General features: G+C 72.1%; 18 protein-coding genes and 1 pseudogene. 10 read left to right on the top strand and 9 right to left on the bottom strand.

Features of this window, described 5'->3' with window-relative positions; all coding sequences use genetic code 11:
• Positions 1 to 17: 17 nt before the first annotated feature.
• Positions 18 to 356, bottom strand: coding sequence for a P-II family nitrogen regulator (locus ACTZWW_RS11880; protein ID WP_444781165.1), 339 nt, complete (start codon positions 354 to 356; stop codon positions 18 to 20).
• A 223-nt stretch (positions 357 to 579) separates the two neighbouring features.
• Between ACTZWW_RS11880 and ACTZWW_RS11885 the strand changes: the two genes are divergently transcribed.
• Entirely contained in the window at positions 580 to 2,103 is a 1,524-nt protein-coding gene (locus ACTZWW_RS11885) for an NAD(P)H-hydrate dehydratase (RefSeq protein ID WP_444781166.1), read from the top strand.
• Positions 2,104 to 2,122: 19 nt separating this feature from the next.
• Here ACTZWW_RS11885 and ACTZWW_RS11890 read toward each other — a convergent pair whose 3' ends face one another.
• A complete protein-coding gene (locus ACTZWW_RS11890) occupies positions 2,123 to 2,335 on the bottom strand; it encodes a hypothetical protein (RefSeq protein WP_444781167.1) in 213 nt (70 codons plus the stop codon).
• A gap of 276 nt (positions 2,336 to 2,611) precedes the next feature.
• Here ACTZWW_RS11890 and rpmI point away from each other — a divergent pair, with 276 nt between their 5' ends.
• The 3 genes from rpmI to ACTZWW_RS11905 all read left to right on the top strand — a co-directional run bounded on the left by rpmI (position 2,612) and on the right by ACTZWW_RS11905 (position 3,582).
• Positions 2,612 to 2,812 carry a 50S ribosomal protein L35 gene (rpmI, locus tag ACTZWW_RS11895; RefSeq protein WP_029030311.1) on the top strand — a complete coding sequence of 67 codons (201 nt, stop codon included), beginning with the start codon at positions 2,612 to 2,614 and terminating at the stop codon, positions 2,810 to 2,812.
• Between the two features lie 43 nt (positions 2,813 to 2,855).
• Positions 2,856 to 3,233, top strand: a complete 378-nt coding sequence (gene rplT, locus ACTZWW_RS11900; RefSeq protein WP_444781168.1) for a 50S ribosomal protein L20 — start codon at positions 2,856 to 2,858, stop codon at positions 3,231 to 3,233.
• Between the two features lie 115 nt (positions 3,234 to 3,348).
• On the top strand, positions 3,349 to 3,582 hold the full coding sequence (locus ACTZWW_RS11905) for a hypothetical protein (RefSeq protein WP_444781169.1): 234 nt from the start codon (positions 3,349 to 3,351) through the stop codon (positions 3,580 to 3,582).
• A 107-nt stretch (positions 3,583 to 3,689) separates the two neighbouring features.
• Here ACTZWW_RS11905 and ACTZWW_RS11910 read toward each other — a convergent pair whose 3' ends face one another.
• The 6 genes from ACTZWW_RS11910 to ACTZWW_RS11935 form a co-directional block, all read right to left on the bottom strand.
• Entirely contained in the window at positions 3,690 to 4,268 is a 579-nt protein-coding gene (locus ACTZWW_RS11910) for a peroxiredoxin (protein ID WP_444781170.1), read from the bottom strand.
• Between the two features lie 67 nt (positions 4,269 to 4,335).
• On the bottom strand, positions 4,336 to 5,349 hold the full coding sequence (locus ACTZWW_RS11915; RefSeq protein ID WP_444781171.1) for an adenosine kinase: 1,014 nt from the start codon (positions 5,347 to 5,349) through the stop codon (positions 4,336 to 4,338).
• An 8-nt stretch (positions 5,350 to 5,357) separates the two neighbouring features.
• A complete protein-coding gene (locus ACTZWW_RS11920) occupies positions 5,358 to 5,918 on the bottom strand; it encodes a helix-turn-helix domain-containing protein (RefSeq protein WP_444781172.1) in 561 nt (186 codons plus the stop codon).
• 11 nt (positions 5,919 to 5,929) lie between these two features.
• Positions 5,930 to 6,562: a Smr/MutS family protein gene (locus tag ACTZWW_RS11925; protein ID WP_444781173.1), complete on the bottom strand. Its 633-nt coding sequence runs from the start codon at positions 6,560 to 6,562 to the stop codon at positions 5,930 to 5,932.
• Positions 6,559 to 7,773 (bottom strand): murein transglycosylase A, encoded by a 1,215-nt coding sequence (gene mltA, locus ACTZWW_RS11930; RefSeq protein WP_444781174.1) that lies wholly within the window; start codon positions 7,771 to 7,773, stop codon positions 6,559 to 6,561. Before mltA ends, ACTZWW_RS11925 begins: the two co-directional genes overlap by 4 nt.
• On the bottom strand, positions 7,770 to 8,471 hold the full coding sequence (locus tag ACTZWW_RS11935) for a Tim44/TimA family putative adaptor protein (protein WP_444781175.1): 702 nt from the start codon (positions 8,469 to 8,471) through the stop codon (positions 7,770 to 7,772). The genes mltA and ACTZWW_RS11935 overlap by 4 nt, the downstream gene beginning before the upstream one ends.
• 367 nt (positions 8,472 to 8,838) lie before the next feature.
• On the opposite strand from ACTZWW_RS11935, the gene secB reads away from it, so the two are divergent.
• The 3 genes from secB to ACTZWW_RS11950 all read left to right on the top strand — a co-directional run bounded on the left by secB (position 8,839) and on the right by ACTZWW_RS11950 (position 11,632).
• On the top strand, positions 8,839 to 9,384 hold the full coding sequence (gene secB / locus ACTZWW_RS11940; RefSeq protein ID WP_444781176.1) for a protein-export chaperone SecB: 546 nt from the start codon (positions 8,839 to 8,841) through the stop codon (positions 9,382 to 9,384).
• A gap of 160 nt (positions 9,385 to 9,544) precedes the next feature.
• Complete coding sequence (mscL, locus tag ACTZWW_RS11945; protein ID WP_444781181.1) at positions 9,545 to 10,015, top strand: large conductance mechanosensitive channel protein MscL; 471 nt, start codon at positions 9,545 to 9,547, stop codon at positions 10,013 to 10,015.
• A gap of 468 nt (positions 10,016 to 10,483) precedes the next feature.
• Positions 10,484 to 11,632, top strand: a complete 1,149-nt coding sequence (locus ACTZWW_RS11950; RefSeq protein WP_444781177.1) for a type III PLP-dependent enzyme — start codon at positions 10,484 to 10,486, stop codon at positions 11,630 to 11,632.
• Positions 11,633 to 11,779: 147 nt separating this feature from the next.
• Here the strand turns inward: ACTZWW_RS11950 and ACTZWW_RS11955 are convergent, their stop codons facing one another.
• Complete coding sequence (locus ACTZWW_RS11955; protein WP_444781178.1) at positions 11,780 to 15,409, bottom strand: class I SAM-dependent DNA methyltransferase; 3,630 nt, start codon at positions 15,407 to 15,409, stop codon at positions 11,780 to 11,782.
• Between the two features lie 160 nt (positions 15,410 to 15,569).
• On the opposite strand from ACTZWW_RS11955, the gene ACTZWW_RS11960 reads away from it, so the two are divergent.
• From ACTZWW_RS11960 to ACTZWW_RS11970, 3 genes and pseudogenes are all read left to right on the top strand, one after another.
• The gene (locus ACTZWW_RS11960; RefSeq protein ID WP_444781179.1) at positions 15,570 to 16,508 is read left to right on the top strand and encodes a DMT family transporter; all 939 of its coding nucleotides are present in this window, start codon (positions 15,570 to 15,572) and stop codon (positions 16,506 to 16,508) included.
• 85 nt (positions 16,509 to 16,593) lie between these two features.
• Positions 16,594 to 17,652: a LacI family DNA-binding transcriptional regulator gene (locus tag ACTZWW_RS11965; protein ID WP_444781180.1), complete on the top strand. Its 1,059-nt coding sequence runs from the start codon at positions 16,594 to 16,596 to the stop codon at positions 17,650 to 17,652.
• 225 nt (positions 17,653 to 17,877) lie between these two features.
• Positions 17,878 to 18,353: pseudogene (locus tag ACTZWW_RS11970) on the top strand (hypothetical protein); the annotation flags it as partial.

The following is an 18,353-nucleotide window of genomic DNA, read 5'->3' on the forward strand; positions in this document are numbered from 1 at the left end:
GAAGCGGGCGGAGCGGGTCAGATCGCGTCCGAACCGGTCTCGCCGGTGCGGATGCGGATCGCCTCGTCCACCGTCGATACAAAAATCTTGCCATCGCCGATGCGCCCGGTCTGCGCCGCCTTGCGGATCGCGTCGACGGCCTTCTCCACCAGGTCGTCGCCGAGGACGATCTCCAGCTTCACCTTGGGGAGGAAGTCCACGACGTACTCGGCACCCCGGTAGAGCTCCGTGTGCCCCTTCTGCCGCCCGAAGCCCTTGGCCTCGATGACGGTGATGCCCTGCAGCCCGACGTCCTGGAGCGCTTCCTTCACCTCGTCGAGCTTGAACGGCTTGATGATCGCCTCGATCTTTCGCATGTCGGCTTCGCCTTCGGTCGTCGCTGTCGTGCCGGCGCGGGCTGCGCGTCCGCGCCTCATCTCTTATCATCGCCGCGGGAAAGCCGAGCAAGGGACGCTGATCGCTTTTGCGGCTGGCGTTGCACAAATTGGCGGCAGATGCCCGCTCTATGAGCGGAATGGCCGGGGGGCGAGCCGGGGGCCGCCGGACCCGGTGCGGATACGAGGCAGGGGACGGCCAAAAATGATGCATCATCTCCTCGACACCGCCGCGATGCGCGAGGCCGACCGGCGCACCATCGCCGCGGGCCGCCCCGGCATCGCGTTGATGGAGGCCGCCGGCGCGGCGGTCGCCGAGGCCGCGGCGGGGCTCGCCCGCCACGGCGCGCGCGTGCTCGTCGCGTGCGGGCCGGGGAACAACGGCGGCGACGGCTTCGTCGCGGCCCGCCTCCTCGCGGCACGGGGCTTCGCCGTGAGCGTTGCGCTGCTCGGCGAGCGGGCGCGGCTCTCGGGAGACGTCGCAACGGCGGCGAGCGCCTGGGAGACGCGCGTCACCGATCCGGGAGAGGCGGATCCCCGCGTCCTTTCCCTCGACGGGATCGACCCCGACGCCTTCGACCTCGCGATCGACGCCCTCCTCGGCGCCGGTCTCGGGCGCGACGTCGACGGCGTGGCCGCCGCATTCCTCGACCGCCTGGCGCGGACCGGCGTCCCCGTCGTCGCCGTGGACGTGCCGTCGGGCCTCGACGGCGACAGCGGCCGGGTGCGCGGAACCGCCTGCCCGGCGACCGTCACGGTCACCTTCGCCCGGCGCAAGCCCGGTCACCTGCTGATGCCCGGGCGTGCGCTGTGCGGGCGCCTCGTCCTCGCCGACATCGGCATCCCGGACGCCGTGATCGCGGGGCTCGCGCCGACCACCTTCGCCAACGAGGAGGCGCTGTGGCACGCCGCCTTCCCGCGCCCGGCCCTCGACGCGCACAAGTACACGCGTGGGCATGCGCTCGTGCTCTCCGGTCCCGCCGACGCGACCGGCGCGGCACGGCTGGTCGCGCGCGGCGCTCTGCGGATCGGGGCGGGCGCCGTCACGATCGGTTCGCCGCGCGAGGCGCTCGGCGTGAACGCCGCCCACCTCACCGCGATCATGCTGCGCCCCTGCGACGACGCGCGCGACCTCGCGCGTCTGCTCGAGGATACGCGCCTGAACGTCGTCGCGCTCGGGCCGGGCCTCGGGAGGGAGCGCGCACGGGCGCTCGTCGAGGCGGCGGCCGGGGCGGCGCATGCGGCGAATCGCGCGCTCGTGCTCGACGCCGACGCGCTCACCGCCTTCGCCGGCGACCACGAGGCCCTCGGTTCGCTGTGCGCGCGGGTGGGCGCTGCGGTGGCGACGCCGCACGCCGGCGAGTTCGCCAAGCTGTTCTCGGCCTGCCCGGAGGCGCGCGACGCGCCCTGCAAGCTCGCCGCCGCGCGGGCGGGGGCGCAGGCGCTCGGCATCGTTCTCGTCGACAAGGGGCCGGACACGGTGATCGCGGCGCCGGACGGCCGCGCGGCGATCGACGCGACCGGCACGCCCTACCTGGCGACGGCCGGCTCGGGCGACGTGCTCGCCGGCTTCGTCGCCGGGCTCCTGGCGCAGGGCATGCCCCCGTTCGAGGCCGCCTGCGCGGCGGTGAACCTGCACGGCCGCGCGGGCGCGCGCGTGGGCCCGGGCCTGATCGCGGAGGACCTCCCCGAGGCGCTGCCGCCGCTGCTCGGGGAGGTCCTGGCGTGAGAGGCCTGGCCGACCGGCCTCACATCGTCGGCATCCTGCCGCCGCCGACGCCGGGGCGGACGGGCAGGAGGTCGGGCTCGGCGCCGCGGGTCTTGCCGGGGTCGGTGAGCTCGGGGTCGTTCACCGGGTAGGGCTGCGGGCCGCGGCGGCCGGGCGGTGCGTTCTCGCCGGGCGCGTGGGTCGGCGTCTTCTCGTCGTCGCGCGGGGCGTCGTCGGGCGTCTTCTCGGCCATGGGAAGTCTCCGTCTCGGTGGTGTGGCGGGGCTCGACGGGACAAGGCCGCGGTGGGCGGCGGGGTTCCGCGGCACGGCCGCGCGCGCGAGGGGATGGCCCCGCGCGCGAGACGGGATCTTGCGCACGCTTCCGATTCGTGCCATGTCCCGCGTCTCATCGACCGGCCCGGCGAAAGGGCTGCCGTGGCGGGTCGAGACGCTCACACGAGACGGGCGGGCGGCGCGGCCTCCTTTCGGGGAGGCGAAAGACGTCGTGCGCGACAGGAGACGAGCCAAATGCCCAAGATGAAGACGAAGTCGGGCGCCAAGAAGCGCTTCAAGGTTTCCGGTACCGGCAAGGTGATCCGCACCCAGGCGGGCAAGCAGCACGGGATGATCAAGCGCACGAAGAAGCAGATCCGTGATCAGCGCGGCACCGCCGTGATGTTCGAGGGCGATGCGAAGTTCGTGAAGCGCTACTTCCTCCCCTACGCCTGATCCCGAGATCCTGCCGCACTCATCGAATACCGGAGACTGAACCATGGCCCGCGTCAAGCGCGGCGTGACCGCTCACGCCAAGCACAAGAAGGTCCTGAAGGCCGCAAAGGGCTTCTACGGCCGCCGCAAGAACACCATCCGCACCGCGAAGGCTGCCGTCGATCGCTCGATGCAGTACGCCTACCGCGACCGCAAGAACAAGAAGCGCACCTTCCGCGCGCTCTGGATCCAGCGTCTCAACGCCGCGGTCCGCGAGCACGGCCTGACCTACTCGCGCTTCATCGACGGCCTCAACAAGGCCGGCATCGAGGTCGACCGCAAGGTCCTCTCCGACATCGCCATCCACGAGCCTGCGGCCTTCGCCGCCCTCGTCGAGAAGGCCAAGGGCGCCCTGCCGGCCCAGCAGGCACAGGCCGCCTGATCGGGGCGTTTCGCCTCTGAATTGTCATGGAGCGCGTGGGGCGACCCACGCGCTCTTTTTCGTTGACGCGCGGCCGGCGCACCGCTACGGTCTCGCTACGTCGACGGAGAGACGCATGAGCAACCAGGAGAGCATCATCCTGCCCATGCTTCGCGAGATTCGCGGGCTCCTGCACGCACATGGGGAGATGCTGCAGGAGCTTCGCGCCCGCGTGTCCCACCTGGAGCACCAGGGAGCGACCTCCTTCGCCAAGATGGACCGCGTCGAGGATCGGCTCGATCGCATCGAGCGGCGCCTCGAGATCGTGGAGCCCGGCTTCTCGGAAGGCGACCAGCCGACGCCGAGGTGAGCGCGAGCGGCCTGCCGAGGGGCCGGGCCGCCTCGTTGCCCGTGCCGGGCCGCGCCCCAATTCGGATCCCCTTCCGGACGTGCTGACGCACGCGCCCGGCGCGGGTGTCAGCCCGCGCCTGCGCTCGCTCGAAGCTGCGCCAGCACGTCGGCCGCGTTCCGGTCGGGCGGGAAGACCGGGTAGAACACCGTCACGATCGTGCCCTCGCGCGCGATCAGCGTGACGCGCTTGTGCAGCGTACGCCCCATGCCCTCGAAGGTCGGCAGCCGCAGCGCGTTCGCCAGGGCGAGGTCCGCGTCCGAGAGCAGCGGGAAGGGCAGGTGCAGGCGCGCCGCCGCTTCCGCCTGCGCCTGCGGCGCCTGCGTCGAGATCCCGAAGACGGCGTCGGCGCCCGCCTCCCGCAGCTCCGCGAAATGGTCGCGGAAGGCGCAGGATTGCGGCGTGCAGCCCTTCGCGCCGGGGATCCCGTCCCACCCCTCCGGCAGGGCGACCCCGGGCTCGGCGGTCATCGGGTAGACGTAGAGCACGCAGACGTCCCGCAGCCCGGAGAGCCGCACACGCCCGCCGCCGGTCGAGACGAGCGCCACGTCGGGCAGCCGCATCCCGACGAGATGCGCGGCGGCGCCGTCGTCCTCCGGCGCGGGAAGGGCGGACCAGTCGACGGCGGGTGGCGTGGGGGCGGTCATGCGCGCGCTCCTCGGCAGGTGTTCCGCGAGCCTATCGGCCCGCTCGGCGTCCGCAAGTCGGCGGCGCTCAGCCCAGCAGCCCGTTCGCCTCCGCCATCTCCTTCAGGCTGCGCTGCGGGCGCGCACCGATGTGGGAGATGACCTCCGCGGCGGCCATGGCACCGAGGCGGGCGCAGGCGACGTGGTCGAGGCCGCGCGTCAGGCCCGCGAGGAAGCCGCCGGCGAAGAGGTCGCCAGCGCCGGTGAGGTCGACGATCGCGTCGGGCGGGTAGGCGTCGACCGCGCGCGTCCCCGCGCGGGTCACGATCAGCGAGCCGCGCTCGGAGCGGGTCACCACGGCGAGGAAGTCGCGGTCGGGGTGGCCCTCCCGGCGCAGGGCGGCGACCGCCGTGTCCTCGTCGGCGGTCTCGTAGAGCGCCTTGAGCTCGTGGATGTTGGCGAACAGGATGTCGAGGGCGCCGGTGCGGGCGAGGTCGAGGAACTCGGCGCGGTAGCGGTCGACGCAGAAGGAATCCGAGAGCGTCAGCGCCACCTTGTTGCCGGCGCCGTGGGCGATGTCGACCGCCTTGCGGAAGGCCTCCTTCGCCGCCGGCGGATCCCAGAGATAGCCCTCGAGATAGGTGATGGCCGCGCCCTGCACGGTCGGCGCGTCGATGTCGTCCGGCGTCAGGTTCTGGCAGGCACCGAGATAGGTGTTCATGGTGCGCTCGCCGTCGGGCGTCACCAGGATGAACGAGCGCGCGGTCGCCGGCCCGTCGGGGGCGGCATAAGCGGTCTCGAAGCGCACGCCCGTGGCGTTCATGTCGTGGCGGTAGATGCGGCCGAGCTCGTCCTCGCGCACCTTGCCGATGAAGCCGGCGCGCGCGCCGAGCGAGGCCGCACCCACGGCGGTGTTCGCGCCCGAGCCCCCGGAGATGATCGCCGCCTGCCCCATGCGGGCATAGAGATCCTCGGCACGCGCCTCGTCGATGAGGTTCATCGAGCCCTTGTGGAGCTTCTCGGACACGAGGAAGGCGTCGTCCGTGTGGGCGATCACGTCGACGATGGCGTTGCCGAGGGTCAGGACGTCGAGCTCGGGCATGAATATCCTCAGGTGCTGTCTCGGTCGGGTGGGGCGTCGCCGGACGGGCTTCGGGGCGGGCTTTCCGGCTCGCTCGGGGACGCGTCGCCGGTGCCGGCGGGTGAGCGGGACCGCGCAGGGTTAGACCCCCTCGCGTCCGTCCCGTCAAGCTCCGCCGCCGCATCCGGCGTTGCAGGAATGCCATCCAGGATCGCGATCATCGCCTCGATCCGGTCCGCGTCGAGCGCCCCGATCTCCCGCGCCAGGCGGTTGGCGAGCAGCACCGCGTCCGGCCCGGCGCCGGCGGCGGGAATGCGCGGGGCCGGGTCGGAGAGCTCGGCGAGGCGCTGGAGCTCGTCGGCCTCGTCCCAGATCACGCCGAAGTAATGGATCGTGCCCTGGACCAGCGTGAAGGTCGGGCGCCCGCGCTCGCCGCGCTCGAGCGCCGAGAGATAGGCGCTGGAGACGCCGAGATGCGCCGCCATGTCCTTGAGCTGGAGCCCGCGCGCGGCGCGCAGCCGGCGCACGCGCCGGCCGAAGGGCGTCAGCGCACGGGCCTGCGCCTGCGGATCGCGGGATCGGCGTGCCACGCCCCCCTCCCTCAGCGACCGTCGCGGCGGCGAAGCCGCACGTAGAGCGCGCCCTCCCCGCCGTGATGGTGCGCCGCCGGCTCGAAGCCGACGACGAGGCCACGAATGGCGGGCTCGGCGAGCCAGTGCGGCACGAGCCGGCGCAGCACGCCGCGCTCCTCGAACAGCGCGGCCATCCCCCCGTCGCGGCCCGGCGCTCCCTTGCCCGTGATGACGAGCACGATCGCATGGCCCTGCGCGGCGGCGCGGTGCAGGAAGCCGTGCAGCGCGAGATGCGCCTCGCCCTGACGCATGCCGTGCAGGTCGAGCGTGGCGTCGGGACGGCGCGCGCGTCGGGAGAGCGCCGTGCGCTCCTTGCGTGGGAGCTTCGCGAGCGGGGGGATGGGCGGCGGTGCCGGCGGCGTCGGGCGGTAGGGAGCCGCGGTCGGGGCGCGCGGCTTCGGGGGGACGCCGGGCGCGCGCTCCGGCGCGGGCCTCGTGCGCGCCACCTTCGGGGGAGGCGCCGTCGCCGTCTCGGGGACCGCCGGCGTTGGAGCAGGGTCGGAGGGAATCGCCTTGCCGGGGAGGGGCTCGACGTGGCGTACCACGTGGCGCCACAGGAGCCGCTCCTCCTCGGTCAGCTCGCGCCGGCGCCGCCGGGTCATCGGCGGCTCTCCCCTCCGAGCGCCCCTTGGTGACGCTCCGTCTCGGAGCGCGGCAGCAGGACGACGAAGTCGGTCGCGTGCCGGATCAGCCCCGCGCGCGTCCCCGCCCGGGCGCCGGAGCCGACGAACCAGTCGCCCCTCGCCGGGCCGAGGATGGCCGAGCCGGTATCCTGCGCAACCATCAGCCGCGCCAGCGGATGCACGACCCCGTCCGCGTCCGGCAGCGCGCCGGAGAGCCAGAACGGCAGGCCGTAGGGCCAAAGCCCCCGATCCACCGCGAGCGAGCGCCCCGGCGTCAGCGGCACCCCGGCGCCGCCGATCGGGCCGAGCGCGTCGTCGTGTGAGTCGAGGAGCGTGAAGAAGATGTAGGAGGCGTTCTCGCGCATCAGCGCGCGGGCCTCGTCTGGGTTCTCGCGCAGCCAGCCGAGCAGGCGCTCGAGGCTCATCGCGTCGCGGTCGATGGCACCGCGCTCGACCAGGAGGCGCCCGATCGAGGTGTAGGGGTGGCCATTGCGCCCCGCGTAGCCGACCCGCAACACCCGCCCGTCGTCGAGGCGGATGCGCGCCGAGCCCTGGACGTGGACGATGAAGGCCTCGCCGGGCTCCTCCAGCCAGACGATCGCTGGTGCGGCGTCCCCGAGCGCGCCCTCCTCGATCTCGGCGCGCGTCGGCACCGGCCGGAAGCCGCCGGCGCCGTCCCTCAGAGCGGCGCGCAGGGCGGCGTCGACGCCGGGGCGGGTCTCGCCCTCGGCGAGGCTGACGAGACCGGCGGGCCGCGCCCGAAGCGGCGTCGCGAAGCGGGCGGTCGGGGCGAGCGCCCCCGCGAGCTCCGGCTCGTAGTAGCCGGTGAGGAAGCCGCGGCCGGATGGCGGGATCACGCGATGGGGGACGAAGACGCGCTCGAAGAAGGCGCGGGCGTCGGCGGGCGCGACGGGAAGCGCCGCACGGCAGGCCGCGAGCAGATCGACGCCGGCCGCGGCGGCGGGACGGAGCGCGGCGCGGCCCTCGAGGATCGGGCCGCAGGAGACCTGGAAGGCCGCGAGCGCTGCGGCGTGGTCGTCCGCCTCCCAGCCGGGGAGATCGGCGAAGGCCACCCGCTCGAGCCGGGCGCCGCCGACGTCCGGGATCGTCGCGGCGGAGGCGGAGGAGAGAGGGCCGAGCGCCATGGCCGCACCCAGCGCGAGGAGGAGCGCGCTCGGCGCCCCCCTCATTGCCCCGCTTCGGTCGCGACGAGCTGCCAGTTCGGGTCGCGCGCGCCGAGCTGGCGGGCGAACGTCCACACGTCGGTGACGTCGACCACCTGGTCGGCCGAGCCCTCGACGACGTCGCCCGCGGAAGAGCGCGTCACCGAGATCAGCTCGGAGACGATCCGCACGGTGATCTGCGCGGTCTTGCCCTTCACCTCGGCCGCGGTCACCTCGGCCTTGTCGATGGCGACGAACGTGGTCTCCGCCTTCTCACCGCGGGTCTCGCGGTCGGCGATCGCCGCCTCGAAGCCCTCGTAGACCTCCTTCGAGAGGAGATCCTTGAGCGTCTTGCGGTCGCCCGCCGCGAAGGCCGTGACGATCATCTCGTAGGCCATCTTGGCGCCCTCGAGGAACTCCCGGCCGTTGAAGGCGGGCTCCTGGCGGGCGATCTCGTCGAGGCCCGGGGTCACGTCGGCGCCGGGCGCGGAGATGCTCTTCCAGCGGTCGGGCGAGGCGGGGGCGCCGGCCGCGCCGTTGGGCAGGCGCACCACGTTGTCGGCGCCGGGGCGCCCGCCGCGCGGGCCCGACGTCTCGCGCCGGAACGGGTCCTGCGGCGGCTTCTCGTTCCCGGTCTTGGTCCCGAGCACCGAGCGCAGCCGCCAGATCACGAAGACGGCGAGCGCGAGGAAGATGAGCGTCGTGAGGTCGAATGACTCTTGCATCGTCGGTCCGGCCTGGAGTTCCCGGGAAGCGGGCGTCTGCCCGAGAGCGCCTGCGGCGGCGATGGTCATCCGCCGCCGCGCCGCGCCCTCGTCCGCATATGGGCAACGAGCGTCGTAACATCCACCCACCGTCGCGACAAGGAGCGGCGGAACGCGGCTTTTTCTCGTGCGACGGGTCGGCCCACCCGCCGACCATCGCGGTCAGCGATGGCGCGGGTGTGGCGGGCCGTGCCGGCGTCCGCACGCCGCCCGCGCTTGTTCCCTCGCGCGAAGCGTGTTAGCGCGCCTGCCATCGAGGCCGGCGGGGATCCCGCTCGGCCTTCCCGCGCCCGGCCGGGCGCTCACGCAGGAATTCGGAGACCTCCCGATGGCCGACACCCCGGCGACCAACGGCGCCCAGAACGGCGGCGCCCCGAACGGCGGCGGCGCGAACGCCGCCCCCTCGCTGAACGCGCTCGCTCAGTACACCAAGGACTTCTCCTTCGAGAACCCGTCCGCGCCGCGCTCGCTCGCCCCGCAGCAGGCCCAGCCGAAGATCGGCATCCAGGTCAACGTCAACGCCAAGCAGATGAGCGAGACCGACTACGAGGTCGACCTCAAGCTCGAGGGCGACGCCAAGACCGACGACGTGGTGATGTTCAAGTTCGAGCTCAACTACGCCGGCGTCTTCCGGGTGAAGAACGTTCCCAAGGAGCAGCTCCATCCGGTCGTCATGATCGAGTGCCCGCGCCTGCTCTTCCCCTTCGCCCGGCAGATCGTGGCTGACGCCGTGCGCAACGGCGGCTTCCCGCCGCTCTACATCGACCCGATCGACTTCGTCGCCCTCTACCGCCAGCGCGTGGCCGCCGCCCAGCAGGCGCAGGCGGCCGCTCCCGGCGGCGCATCCGGCGGCGAGGGCCCGCAGACGGCCTGATCGCATCGTCGTCTCGGTCGCGAACGCCCCCGGATGCGCCCCGTCCGGGGGCGTTCGCACGTCGCGCACGCGCATCGCCTGGCCGCTTTACGAAGCGCGGCCGAGCCGCGTATTGCTGTGGCCCGGAGAGGCGACGCACCTCGGGGAGGCGACCATGGCCATCATCGACGAGTTCAAGACCTTCGCGCTCAAGGGCAACGTGGTGGATCTGGCGGTGGGCGTCATCATCGGCGCCGCCTTCTCGCGGATCGTCTCCTCGCTGGTCGAGGACGTGTTCACGCCGCTGATCGGCGTCGTCACCGGCGGGCTCGACTTCACCAACTACTTCCTGCCGCTGTCGTCCGAGGTGACCGCCACCACCCTGGCGGCGGCCCGCGAGCAGGGGGCGGTGATCGCCTACGGGTCCTTCGTCACGGCGACGATCAACTTCCTCATCGTCGCGTGGGTGCTGTTCTTCGTCATCCGCGCCATCAACCGGCTGCGGGCGAAGCAGGACGCGGAGGTCGCCGCCCCGTCCGAGGCGGCCAGCGAGCCCGCGATCCCCGCCGACGTGAAGCTGCTCGCCGAGATCCGCGACCTCCTCGCCGGCGGCGCCGAGAAAAATTCGCGAACCGGCCCCGAAACCCATTGATCCCGGGGAGAATCGGGATTACCTACGTCCTTGCCCAATTTCGCACGTGCCTGTGGTCGCGTGCCGGTCGGTGGGCATCCGGGCAAGAGACCGGACAGCCGCCCGGGGGAGACTTCCCCCGACACCCCTGACCGGCAGCCGGAGGCGAAACCGGCGCACTCCGCCCTCAGCGGGGAACGCGACTTAAAGCAACGACGACACGGGCTTTTTTGGTCTCGATCGGCCCTCCAAAGGTCGGTCACCGAAGAGGCTTGTCTCATCATTGCCGGGCGTGCGGACGGGTCATCCCGCTCCAATCCATGGCAGCACGTCGGGTCGCTCCGTCGATCGTGCGTTCGCGTCTCCAAAGCGCGCTCGCCCGTCGAAGAGGCGTCCCATCGAGCTTGCGCGACCTCGGGCGAGGTCGCGATCGTGATTCATCGGCGGCCGCACCGTTCGGCTGCCCGCGAGCCTATGGGGGAGAGCGCCATGACCGAGCGCATCCGTGAGTTCCTGCGCCGCCGCCGCGAGGACGGGCCCTGCCTCGTCGTCGACCTCGAGGTCGTGCGCGACAACTATTCCAAGTTCTCTCGTGCCCTGCCCGACACGCGCGTGTTCTACGCCGTGAAGGCGAATCCCGAGCCCGCGCTGCTGGCGCTGCTCGCCGATCTCGGCTCGTGCTTCGACACCGCCTCCGTCGTCGAGATCGAGCTCGCGCTCGACGCCGGCGCGACGCCCGACCGCATCTCCTTCGGCAACACGATCAAGAAGGAGCGCGACGTCGTGCGCGCCCTCGAGCTCGGCGTGCGCCTGTTCGCGGTCGACTGCGAGGACGAGGTCGAGAAGATCGCCCGCGCCAAGGCCGCGACCGGCGCCGAGGACGTGCAGGTGTTCTGCCGCATCCTCTGCGACGGCGCCGGCGCCGAGTGGCCGCTCTCGCGCAAGTTCGGCTGCGAGCCCTCGCTCGCCGTCGACGTGCTGGAGCACGCCCATCGCGTCGGGCTCGAGGCCTACGGCGTGTCCTTCCACGTCGGCTCGCAGCAGGGCAACACCGAGGCCTGGGACCAGGCGCTCGGCTCCGCCGCCGCGATCTTCCGCGCCTGCGCGGACAAGGGCATCCACCTGTCGATGGTCAATCTCGGCGGCGGCTTCCCGACGAAGTACCTCAAGGACATCCCGGCGGTGGAGGCCTACGGCCAGTCCATCTTCCAGGCCCTGTCGCGCCACTTCGGCAACCGCATTCCGTCGACGATCATCGAGCCGGGCCGCGGCATGGTCGGCAACGCCGGCGTGATCGAGGCCGAGGTCGTGCTCGTCTCGAAGAAGAGCCGCGACGCGGACGAGATCCGCTGGGTCTATCTCGACATCGGCAAGTTCGGCGGCCTCGCCGAGACGATGGACGAGTCGATCCGCTACCCGATCCGCACGGACCGGGACGACGACACGGTCGCGCCCTGCGTGCTCGCCGGCCCGACCTGCGATTCGGCCGACGTGATGTACGAGAAGACCCCCTACCCGCTGCCCGTGTCGCTCTCCATCGGCGACAAGGTGCTGATCGAGGGGACGGGCGCCTACACCACGACCTACTCGGCCGTGGCCTTCAACGGGTTTCCCCCGCTGAAGAGCTACGTGATCTGAGGCGCGGCGCGCCCCGGCGCCTGCCGCGGACCGCGCACGAGACGAGGGAGCCCCTTCCGGCGACGGGAGGGGCTTTTTCGTGGAGCGGGGGGGCGCTGGCGGCGACGGGGGACGCCCTTTTCCTTCCCTGTAGGGGAAGGAGAAGGGTCAGCGCGGGGTGAACCAGCGGGTCGGAGCGCTCTCGCCCGTTCCCTCGGCCCTGCGGGCGAGGCCGTGCTCGACGAGCGTCGACAGCACCGCCTCGACGCGGGCGCGGCGAGCCGGTGTCGCCCGCCCGGCGAAGCTCGCGACGACGGCGTCGAGGGGGGCCGGCGCCGGCGCGCGGGAGAGGACGTCGCGCACGACGCGGATCTGCTCGAGCCCGTCCGTCGGCCAGGCCGGCCGCTCGGCGACGACCGGGGCCGCGGCGACGCCGATGTCGAGCTGCTCGGCCGCCTCCGGCAGCTTGTGGCGCAGCTTCGGGACCTGGTAGTCCGGCCGCAGCCAGCGCACGATGCCGCGCTTCTCCTCCGCCGCGCGCTCCTTGTTGAGGGCGACGAGGCGGGCGATCAGCTCCTCCTCCGCCGCCTCCTGCTCCTTCGACTTGTGCGGCGAGGGCGTGGTGGCGCCGGGCTTGCCGACGAGGGCCGGGGCGAGGTCCTCCCAGCCGTAGGCCTCGAGCGTCGTGCGATCGATGTCGTCGTGGATCGCCTTGAGCACCGCGACGAGCCCGCGCTCGTAGACGGAGCGCTCGGCCTCGCTCAGCGGCGGCACGTCCGCCCCGGCCTCGAGCGCCCGCACCCGCTCCAGCACGTTGTAGAGCCCGGTCATGGTGAGATCGCCGTGCTCCGCGAGCCGCGCCTTGCGATGCGCATCGAGCCGCTCGCCGAGGTCTCGGAGGCGGAGGGTGAGCGGGTGGGTGGGGTCGGTGATGCAGGCGGGGAAGGGGTAGGGGTCAAACGTCTCGGTGTGCTGGTAGACGGGGTCGTTTCCGACCCCCTGCCAGCCACCAGCTTCGTTCGCAAACTCAACATGAATCCTCGACGTAAGGACGGATAGAATCTCAGCTATAGAGTGCGCTACAGAGACAATCTTGCTCTCAGCGCGTATGTCTACACTTAGGAATGAGAAACACCTGTGTTTTGCTGTGCGCGTCGTCGCAATGAAGCGAGGCAGGTCTTTTGTAGCGTCCCTGATAACCTCTCCCGATCGTCTGAAGTGCCACCAATTCCGAAGGACATGTGCATCTGTATTCGGGTTGATCGCATTCTTGACTCTATCGATCAGAAGAGCCTGTAGGACAGGAAATTCGCCAAGCTCTTCCCAATTCATTGGAAAAAGATCGATCACATATCTCGTATATCTTCCGTCTTTCAGGTCGCGCCCGTTCATGTACGGATGAATATGTAGCTTCGCGCCTGGTTCGCGTCGCAGGAGAGATTGGAGCGCTAGCGGATCGAGAATAAAACCTTGAGTTCCGAGTTCGTATCCCTTCACTCCGATCGCCTCGTTGGCGAGGAGCGGCGTCAGCTCCGCGAGATCCACCCCCAGTCGCAGATTCCCTCTGACCTTCCCCTCCCGCGTCTCCAGCTCCACCACCGGCGTGTCCGTATTCAGCCCCGCCTCCGACACCACCTCCGCCAGGACGCCCTCCCGCTCGCCCTTCTCGCAGACCGTCATCGCGATGCGCACGGCGGCCTTGTCGGACGCCTTGAGCCAGGGGTGGTCCGGCACGGCGAAGACGAGGGAGAGCGGGGTCTTGGCGGCGAGGTGGCGCTCGACGACGCGGCGCGAGAAGGTCTGCACGATCGAGTTCGTGGTGATGAAGCCGAAGCGGCGCAGCCGCCGCGGTGAATCGCCCGCCGCCCCCTTCGCGCCCTTCTTCCCCTTCACCGGCTCGGCGAGGAGCCGCGTCGCCGCCTCGTCCCAGAAATGCATCACGAAATCCGCCCCGCCGGGAATGTGCGGGCGGGCCTTCCAGCAGGCCTCGGCGTAGCCGTCACCCAATTCGGCGCGCATGTCCTTGCCGCCGATGAAGGGCGGGTTGCCGACGACGAAATCCGCCTCGGGCCACGGCGCCCGGCGCGGGTCGACGTAGGAATGCAGCTCCACCCGCGCGTCCGGGTCGGGGATCTCATCGCCCGTGATCGGGTGACGCTTCATCGTCACCCCGTCCCAGCGCGAGAGCGGCTTGCCGTCCTCCCCCCGCAGCAGCTCCTGCCGGTCGTAGGCGATCAGCGCGTCCTGCTGCACGATCGTGCCGTAGGCGTGCAGCACCGGATCGGTGATGGAACCCGGGCCGCCGGTGCGCAGCTGCCATTTGATGTAGCCGATCCAGAGCACCAGCTCGGCGATCGGCACGGCGCGCGGGTTGATCTCGAGGCCCCAGAACTGCTTGGGCGAGACCGTCTCGCCCTCGAGCGCGAGGCGCGCCTGGTCCTCGCCGAGCGCGTCGAGCGCCTCCAGCACGTCGCCCTCGAGCCGCTTCGTCAGCTCGAGCGCGACGTAGAGGAAGTTGCCGGTGCCGCAGGCGGGATCGAGGATGCGGATCGTGCACAGCTCGTGGTGGAACGCCTTGACCAGGGCGAGCGCCTGGTCCGTGCGCCCCGCCTCGACCAGCTCCTTCGAGCGGGCGGAGACCTCGTTCCACTGCTCGCGCAAAGGCTCGACGATGGTGGGCACGACGAGCCGCTCGACATAGGCGCGGGGCGTGTAGTGCGCGCCGAGCTTGGCGCGCTCGCGCGGGTCGAGCGCGCGCTCCAGCAGCGTGCCGAAGATCGCAGGCTCGACGTCGCGCCAGTCCCGCTGCGCGGCGACGTGCAGCTCGTGGATGTCCTCGCGGGCGAGGGGAAGCGCGCGGCAGTCCTTGAACAGCGAGCCGTTGAACTTGCGCAGCGTCTTCATCGCGCGCGGCTCGTAGAGCCCCTGGTCCATCGAGCGCCAGAGGCTCTCCAGCGCCGGAACGAAGGCGGCCTCGTTGTCCTTCAGCTCGCCGACCAACGTGCAGAACGCCTCGTCCGGCAGGAGCCCCACGTCCTCGGCGAACATGGTGAAGAGGCAGCGCATCAGGAATTCGGCGACGTCCTTGGGGTCGTGCTTGCCTTCGAGCCTCTTGGCGATGCGCGCGAGCCGCTCGGCGACGTCGCGGGTGACCTCCGCCGAGATGCGCGCCGGATCGAGGGAGCGCGGGTCCTCGAAGATCGCTTTCAGCCGCGCGCGGACGTCGTCGTCACGCAGGTCGTCCATGCGGATGCGGTAGGACGTGCGATCCGGGAAATGCGCGTAGTTCTTGCCCTGGCCGGAGAAGTCCGCGAACACCTCGATGACGTGGCCGATGTCGACGACGAGGACGAAGGGCGGATAGCCGTGGTCGACGGGCAGCGCGCGGGCGTAGTTCTCCGCCTGCCTGCGCGCCTCGATCATCACCTTGTCCCAGCCGCGGCCCGGCCCGGCCGAGCCGGACCTGCGCGGGCCGAGGAGGTCGACGTCCGGCGCGTCCGCCTCGGCGCGCCCGCGCTTCTTCGACTGCTTCGCCTCGAGCACGAAGCAATCGCGCTTGTAGAGGTCGATCCAGCCGGGAGAGGTCGAGCCGTCGGGGTGGCGGAAGTCGACGCGGCGCTCGAACACGTAGTCGTTGAGGTGGTTCTCGCCCATGGAGAGGTGCGGCCTCTCCTCGATGCCGAGGACGGCGCACAGGTCCTGAACGAAGATCTGCAGGTTCGCGCGTTCGGGGCCGCCCGCGGCCTTCACCCGCGCGATGAAACGTTCGATGTCGGGAGTGGCGGACGGACGCGACATGGCGGGACATTATGGCCCCGCTCCCGCGCTGTCCATGCGATCCTGGAACCCGGGGAGGCACCGTCCGAGAGCCGGTCCCGCCGGCACGCACCCGCGCACACCGGGCATGCGTCGCGCGCCTCTGCCCACCGGGCGCCGGTGCGGCTAGTCTCCCGCGCGCATGACCTCCCCCGCGCCATCCGGCAAGCCGCCGCAGACCGATCTCGACGCCCCGCTCGACGCCGCCGCCAGCCGCGAGCGGCTCGTGGCGATCGGGCTGATGTGCGCGGCGCTGATCTGCTTCTCCGGCCTCGACACGAGCGCCAAGTGGCTCGGCGAGGCGGGCCTGCCGATGCTGCAGGTCGTCTTCATCCGGTATCTCGTCTCCATCGTGCTGATCTCGTTCGTCGTCAACGGGCTGACCACGCCCGGCGTGACGCGCTCGGCGCGGCCCGGGCTGCAGGTGCTGCGCTCGCTCTTCCTGATGGGCGGCACGCTCCTCAACTTCACGGCGCTGCGCTGGCTCCAGCTCGCCGAGACCATGGCGATCATGTTCTCGACGCCCTTCATCGTGGCGCTGGTCGCCGGGCCGCTGCTCGGCGAGCGGGTCGGGCCGCGCCGGCTCGCGGCCATCGCGGTCGGCTTCGTCGGCGTGCTCGTCGTGGTGCGCCCGGGGCTCGAGGGCTTCCATCCCGCCGCGCTCCTGTCGATCGGGGCGGCCGTGTGCAACGCCCTCTACGGCGTGACCACGCGCATGCTCGCCGGCCACGACAGCTCGCGCACGACGCTCGTCTATTCCGGCCTCGTCGGCGTCGCGGTGACGGCGCCGATCGCGCCCTTCGTCTGGGAGGCGCCGCCCTCGGCGCTGTCCTGGCTGCTGCTGGCCGGGCTCGGCGCCTTGGGCGCGGTGGGGCACTGGCTCCTCATCCTCGCCCACGCCCGCGCCCCGGCGGCGGCGCTCTCGCCCTTCTTCTACACGCAGATCGTCTGGATGCTGGCGCTCGGCTGGCTCGTCTTCGGCGATTTGCCGGACGCCTGGACGCTCGTCGGCGCGGCGGTCGTCGTCGCCTCGGGGCTCTACCTGCTCGCGCGAGAGCGCGCGCGAACGCGCGAGGCCTGATTTGGTTTCCGCCTAAGTAGGTTCCCCGATGGACCGAAAATTCCGTGCGGCTATCGTGCGTTAGGTGAGGCGGGGGCTGGGCTGCATGGAATCGTCATCGTCGGGGCCGGCTCGGGGAGCGCGCGGCCGCGTCACGCTGCAGATCATCGCGGACGTGCTCGACGTCTCGACGGCGACCGTCTCGCTCGCGCTGCGCAACGCCCCCGTCGTCGCGGAGGCGACGCGGCTGCGCGTGCAGCAGGCGGCGCGCGATCTCGGCTACACCTACAATCGCGGTGCCGCCGCGCTGCGCACCGCGCGCTCGGACATGCTCGCCGTCGCGCTCTCCGACGTGGCGCTGCCCGATCACGCCGCCATCCTCGGTGCGGTGGAGGACACCGCGCGCGAGGCCGGGCGCACGATCCTGCTCGGCACGACGGCGGAGGACCTCGGCCGGCAGGAGCGGGTGCTGGCCATGCTCGGCGAGTTCCGCCCCGACGGCCTGCTGATCGTCCCCGCCGGCGGCACCACCGCCGCGGCGCTCTACCAGCTCCTGGTGGCGGGCATCCCCGTCGTGCAGGTCTCGCGGGAGGTCGAGGGGCTCGCCTTCGACTACGTGGGCAGCGACGACACGATGGCCGCCTGCCTCGCGGTGGAGCACCTGCTCGCGCTCGGCCACCGGCGCATCGGCATGATCGGCGGGGCGAACGGGCTCTCCAGCCACCGCGCGCGCCGGCGCGCCTTCTGCGAGGCGCTCCAGCGCGCGGGCGTGCCGATCGACTGCGACTGGCTGATCGACGGCTACGGCAGCCGCGAGACCGGGATCGAGGGTGTCGGGCGCCTCGTGGCGCTGCCGGACGCGCCGACCGCGGTGGTGTGCGTCGACGATCTCACCGCGCTCGGCGCCATGACCGGGCTCGCCCGTGCCGAGCGGCGGCCCGGACGCGATCTCTCGATCGTCGGCTGCGGAGATGCGCCGGAGGCCGCCGTCTCCGAGCCACGTCTGTCCACCGTGCGCGCCCATCACGGGGCGATCGGCCGGCGTGCGGCGGAGGTGCTGCTGCGCCGGATCGCGGAGCCGGACGCCCCGCGCGAGCGCCACCTGATCCCGCCCGAGCTCGTGGTGCGCGACAGCTGCGCGCGGCTGGACCGCGCGGCCGCCTGAGGGCGGCCTCTCGTTCCCCCTGCGCCTCCGTCGCGCGCGACGTCCGATTCCGGCGCCGATCCCGATCCGCCCGATTCCCCGCTTGACTCCCATCCGTCGCGATGGAATCCATGAGCGAACGGATTAGGAACATACAGGGATCGAACCATGGCTCGTCACGAGCCTCGCGACGGCGCCCCGGCGTCGGCGGACGCTGCCGCCGTGCCTGGGGGGATGCGCGGCGAGATGCCGGGAGACATCCTCGCAGGCGTGCCGAAAGACGCGTTCGGCACGGGGGAGGCCCCGGCCGAGCGGCTCGCCCGCGCGCGCGCCGCGCTCGCCGCCGCGCAGGCGGGGGAGGGGACGGCGGGGGAGGGGACGGCACGGGGGACGGCACGGAAGGGGGCCCCGGACGGGTTCGGCGAGGCCGCGCAGGCGGGGTATTCGGCGGGCGGCTCGGCGGGATGGGCGGCGGGCCGCGCCGTTCGGCCGCGGCGGACGCGGATGTTGCCGCAGCAGCCCTTCCGCACGGAGCCGTCTGCGGCGGAGCCCGCCCTCCCCCGCCGGACGCGACGCCCCCCCGCGCCGTTCGGCGCGGGGGCGGGCGCGACCGCGCTCGACGTCGCGCTGGGCGGCGGGCTCGCGCGGGGCACGATCCACGAGATCCTCGCCGGGGAGGCGGGGGATCTCGGTGCGGCGCACGGCTTCGCCCTGGCCTGCGC

The organism is Salinarimonas sp. NSM, from assembly GCF_052380005.1.
In the GTDB taxonomy this organism is placed as follows: domain Bacteria; phylum Pseudomonadota; class Alphaproteobacteria; order Rhizobiales; family Beijerinckiaceae; genus Salinarimonas.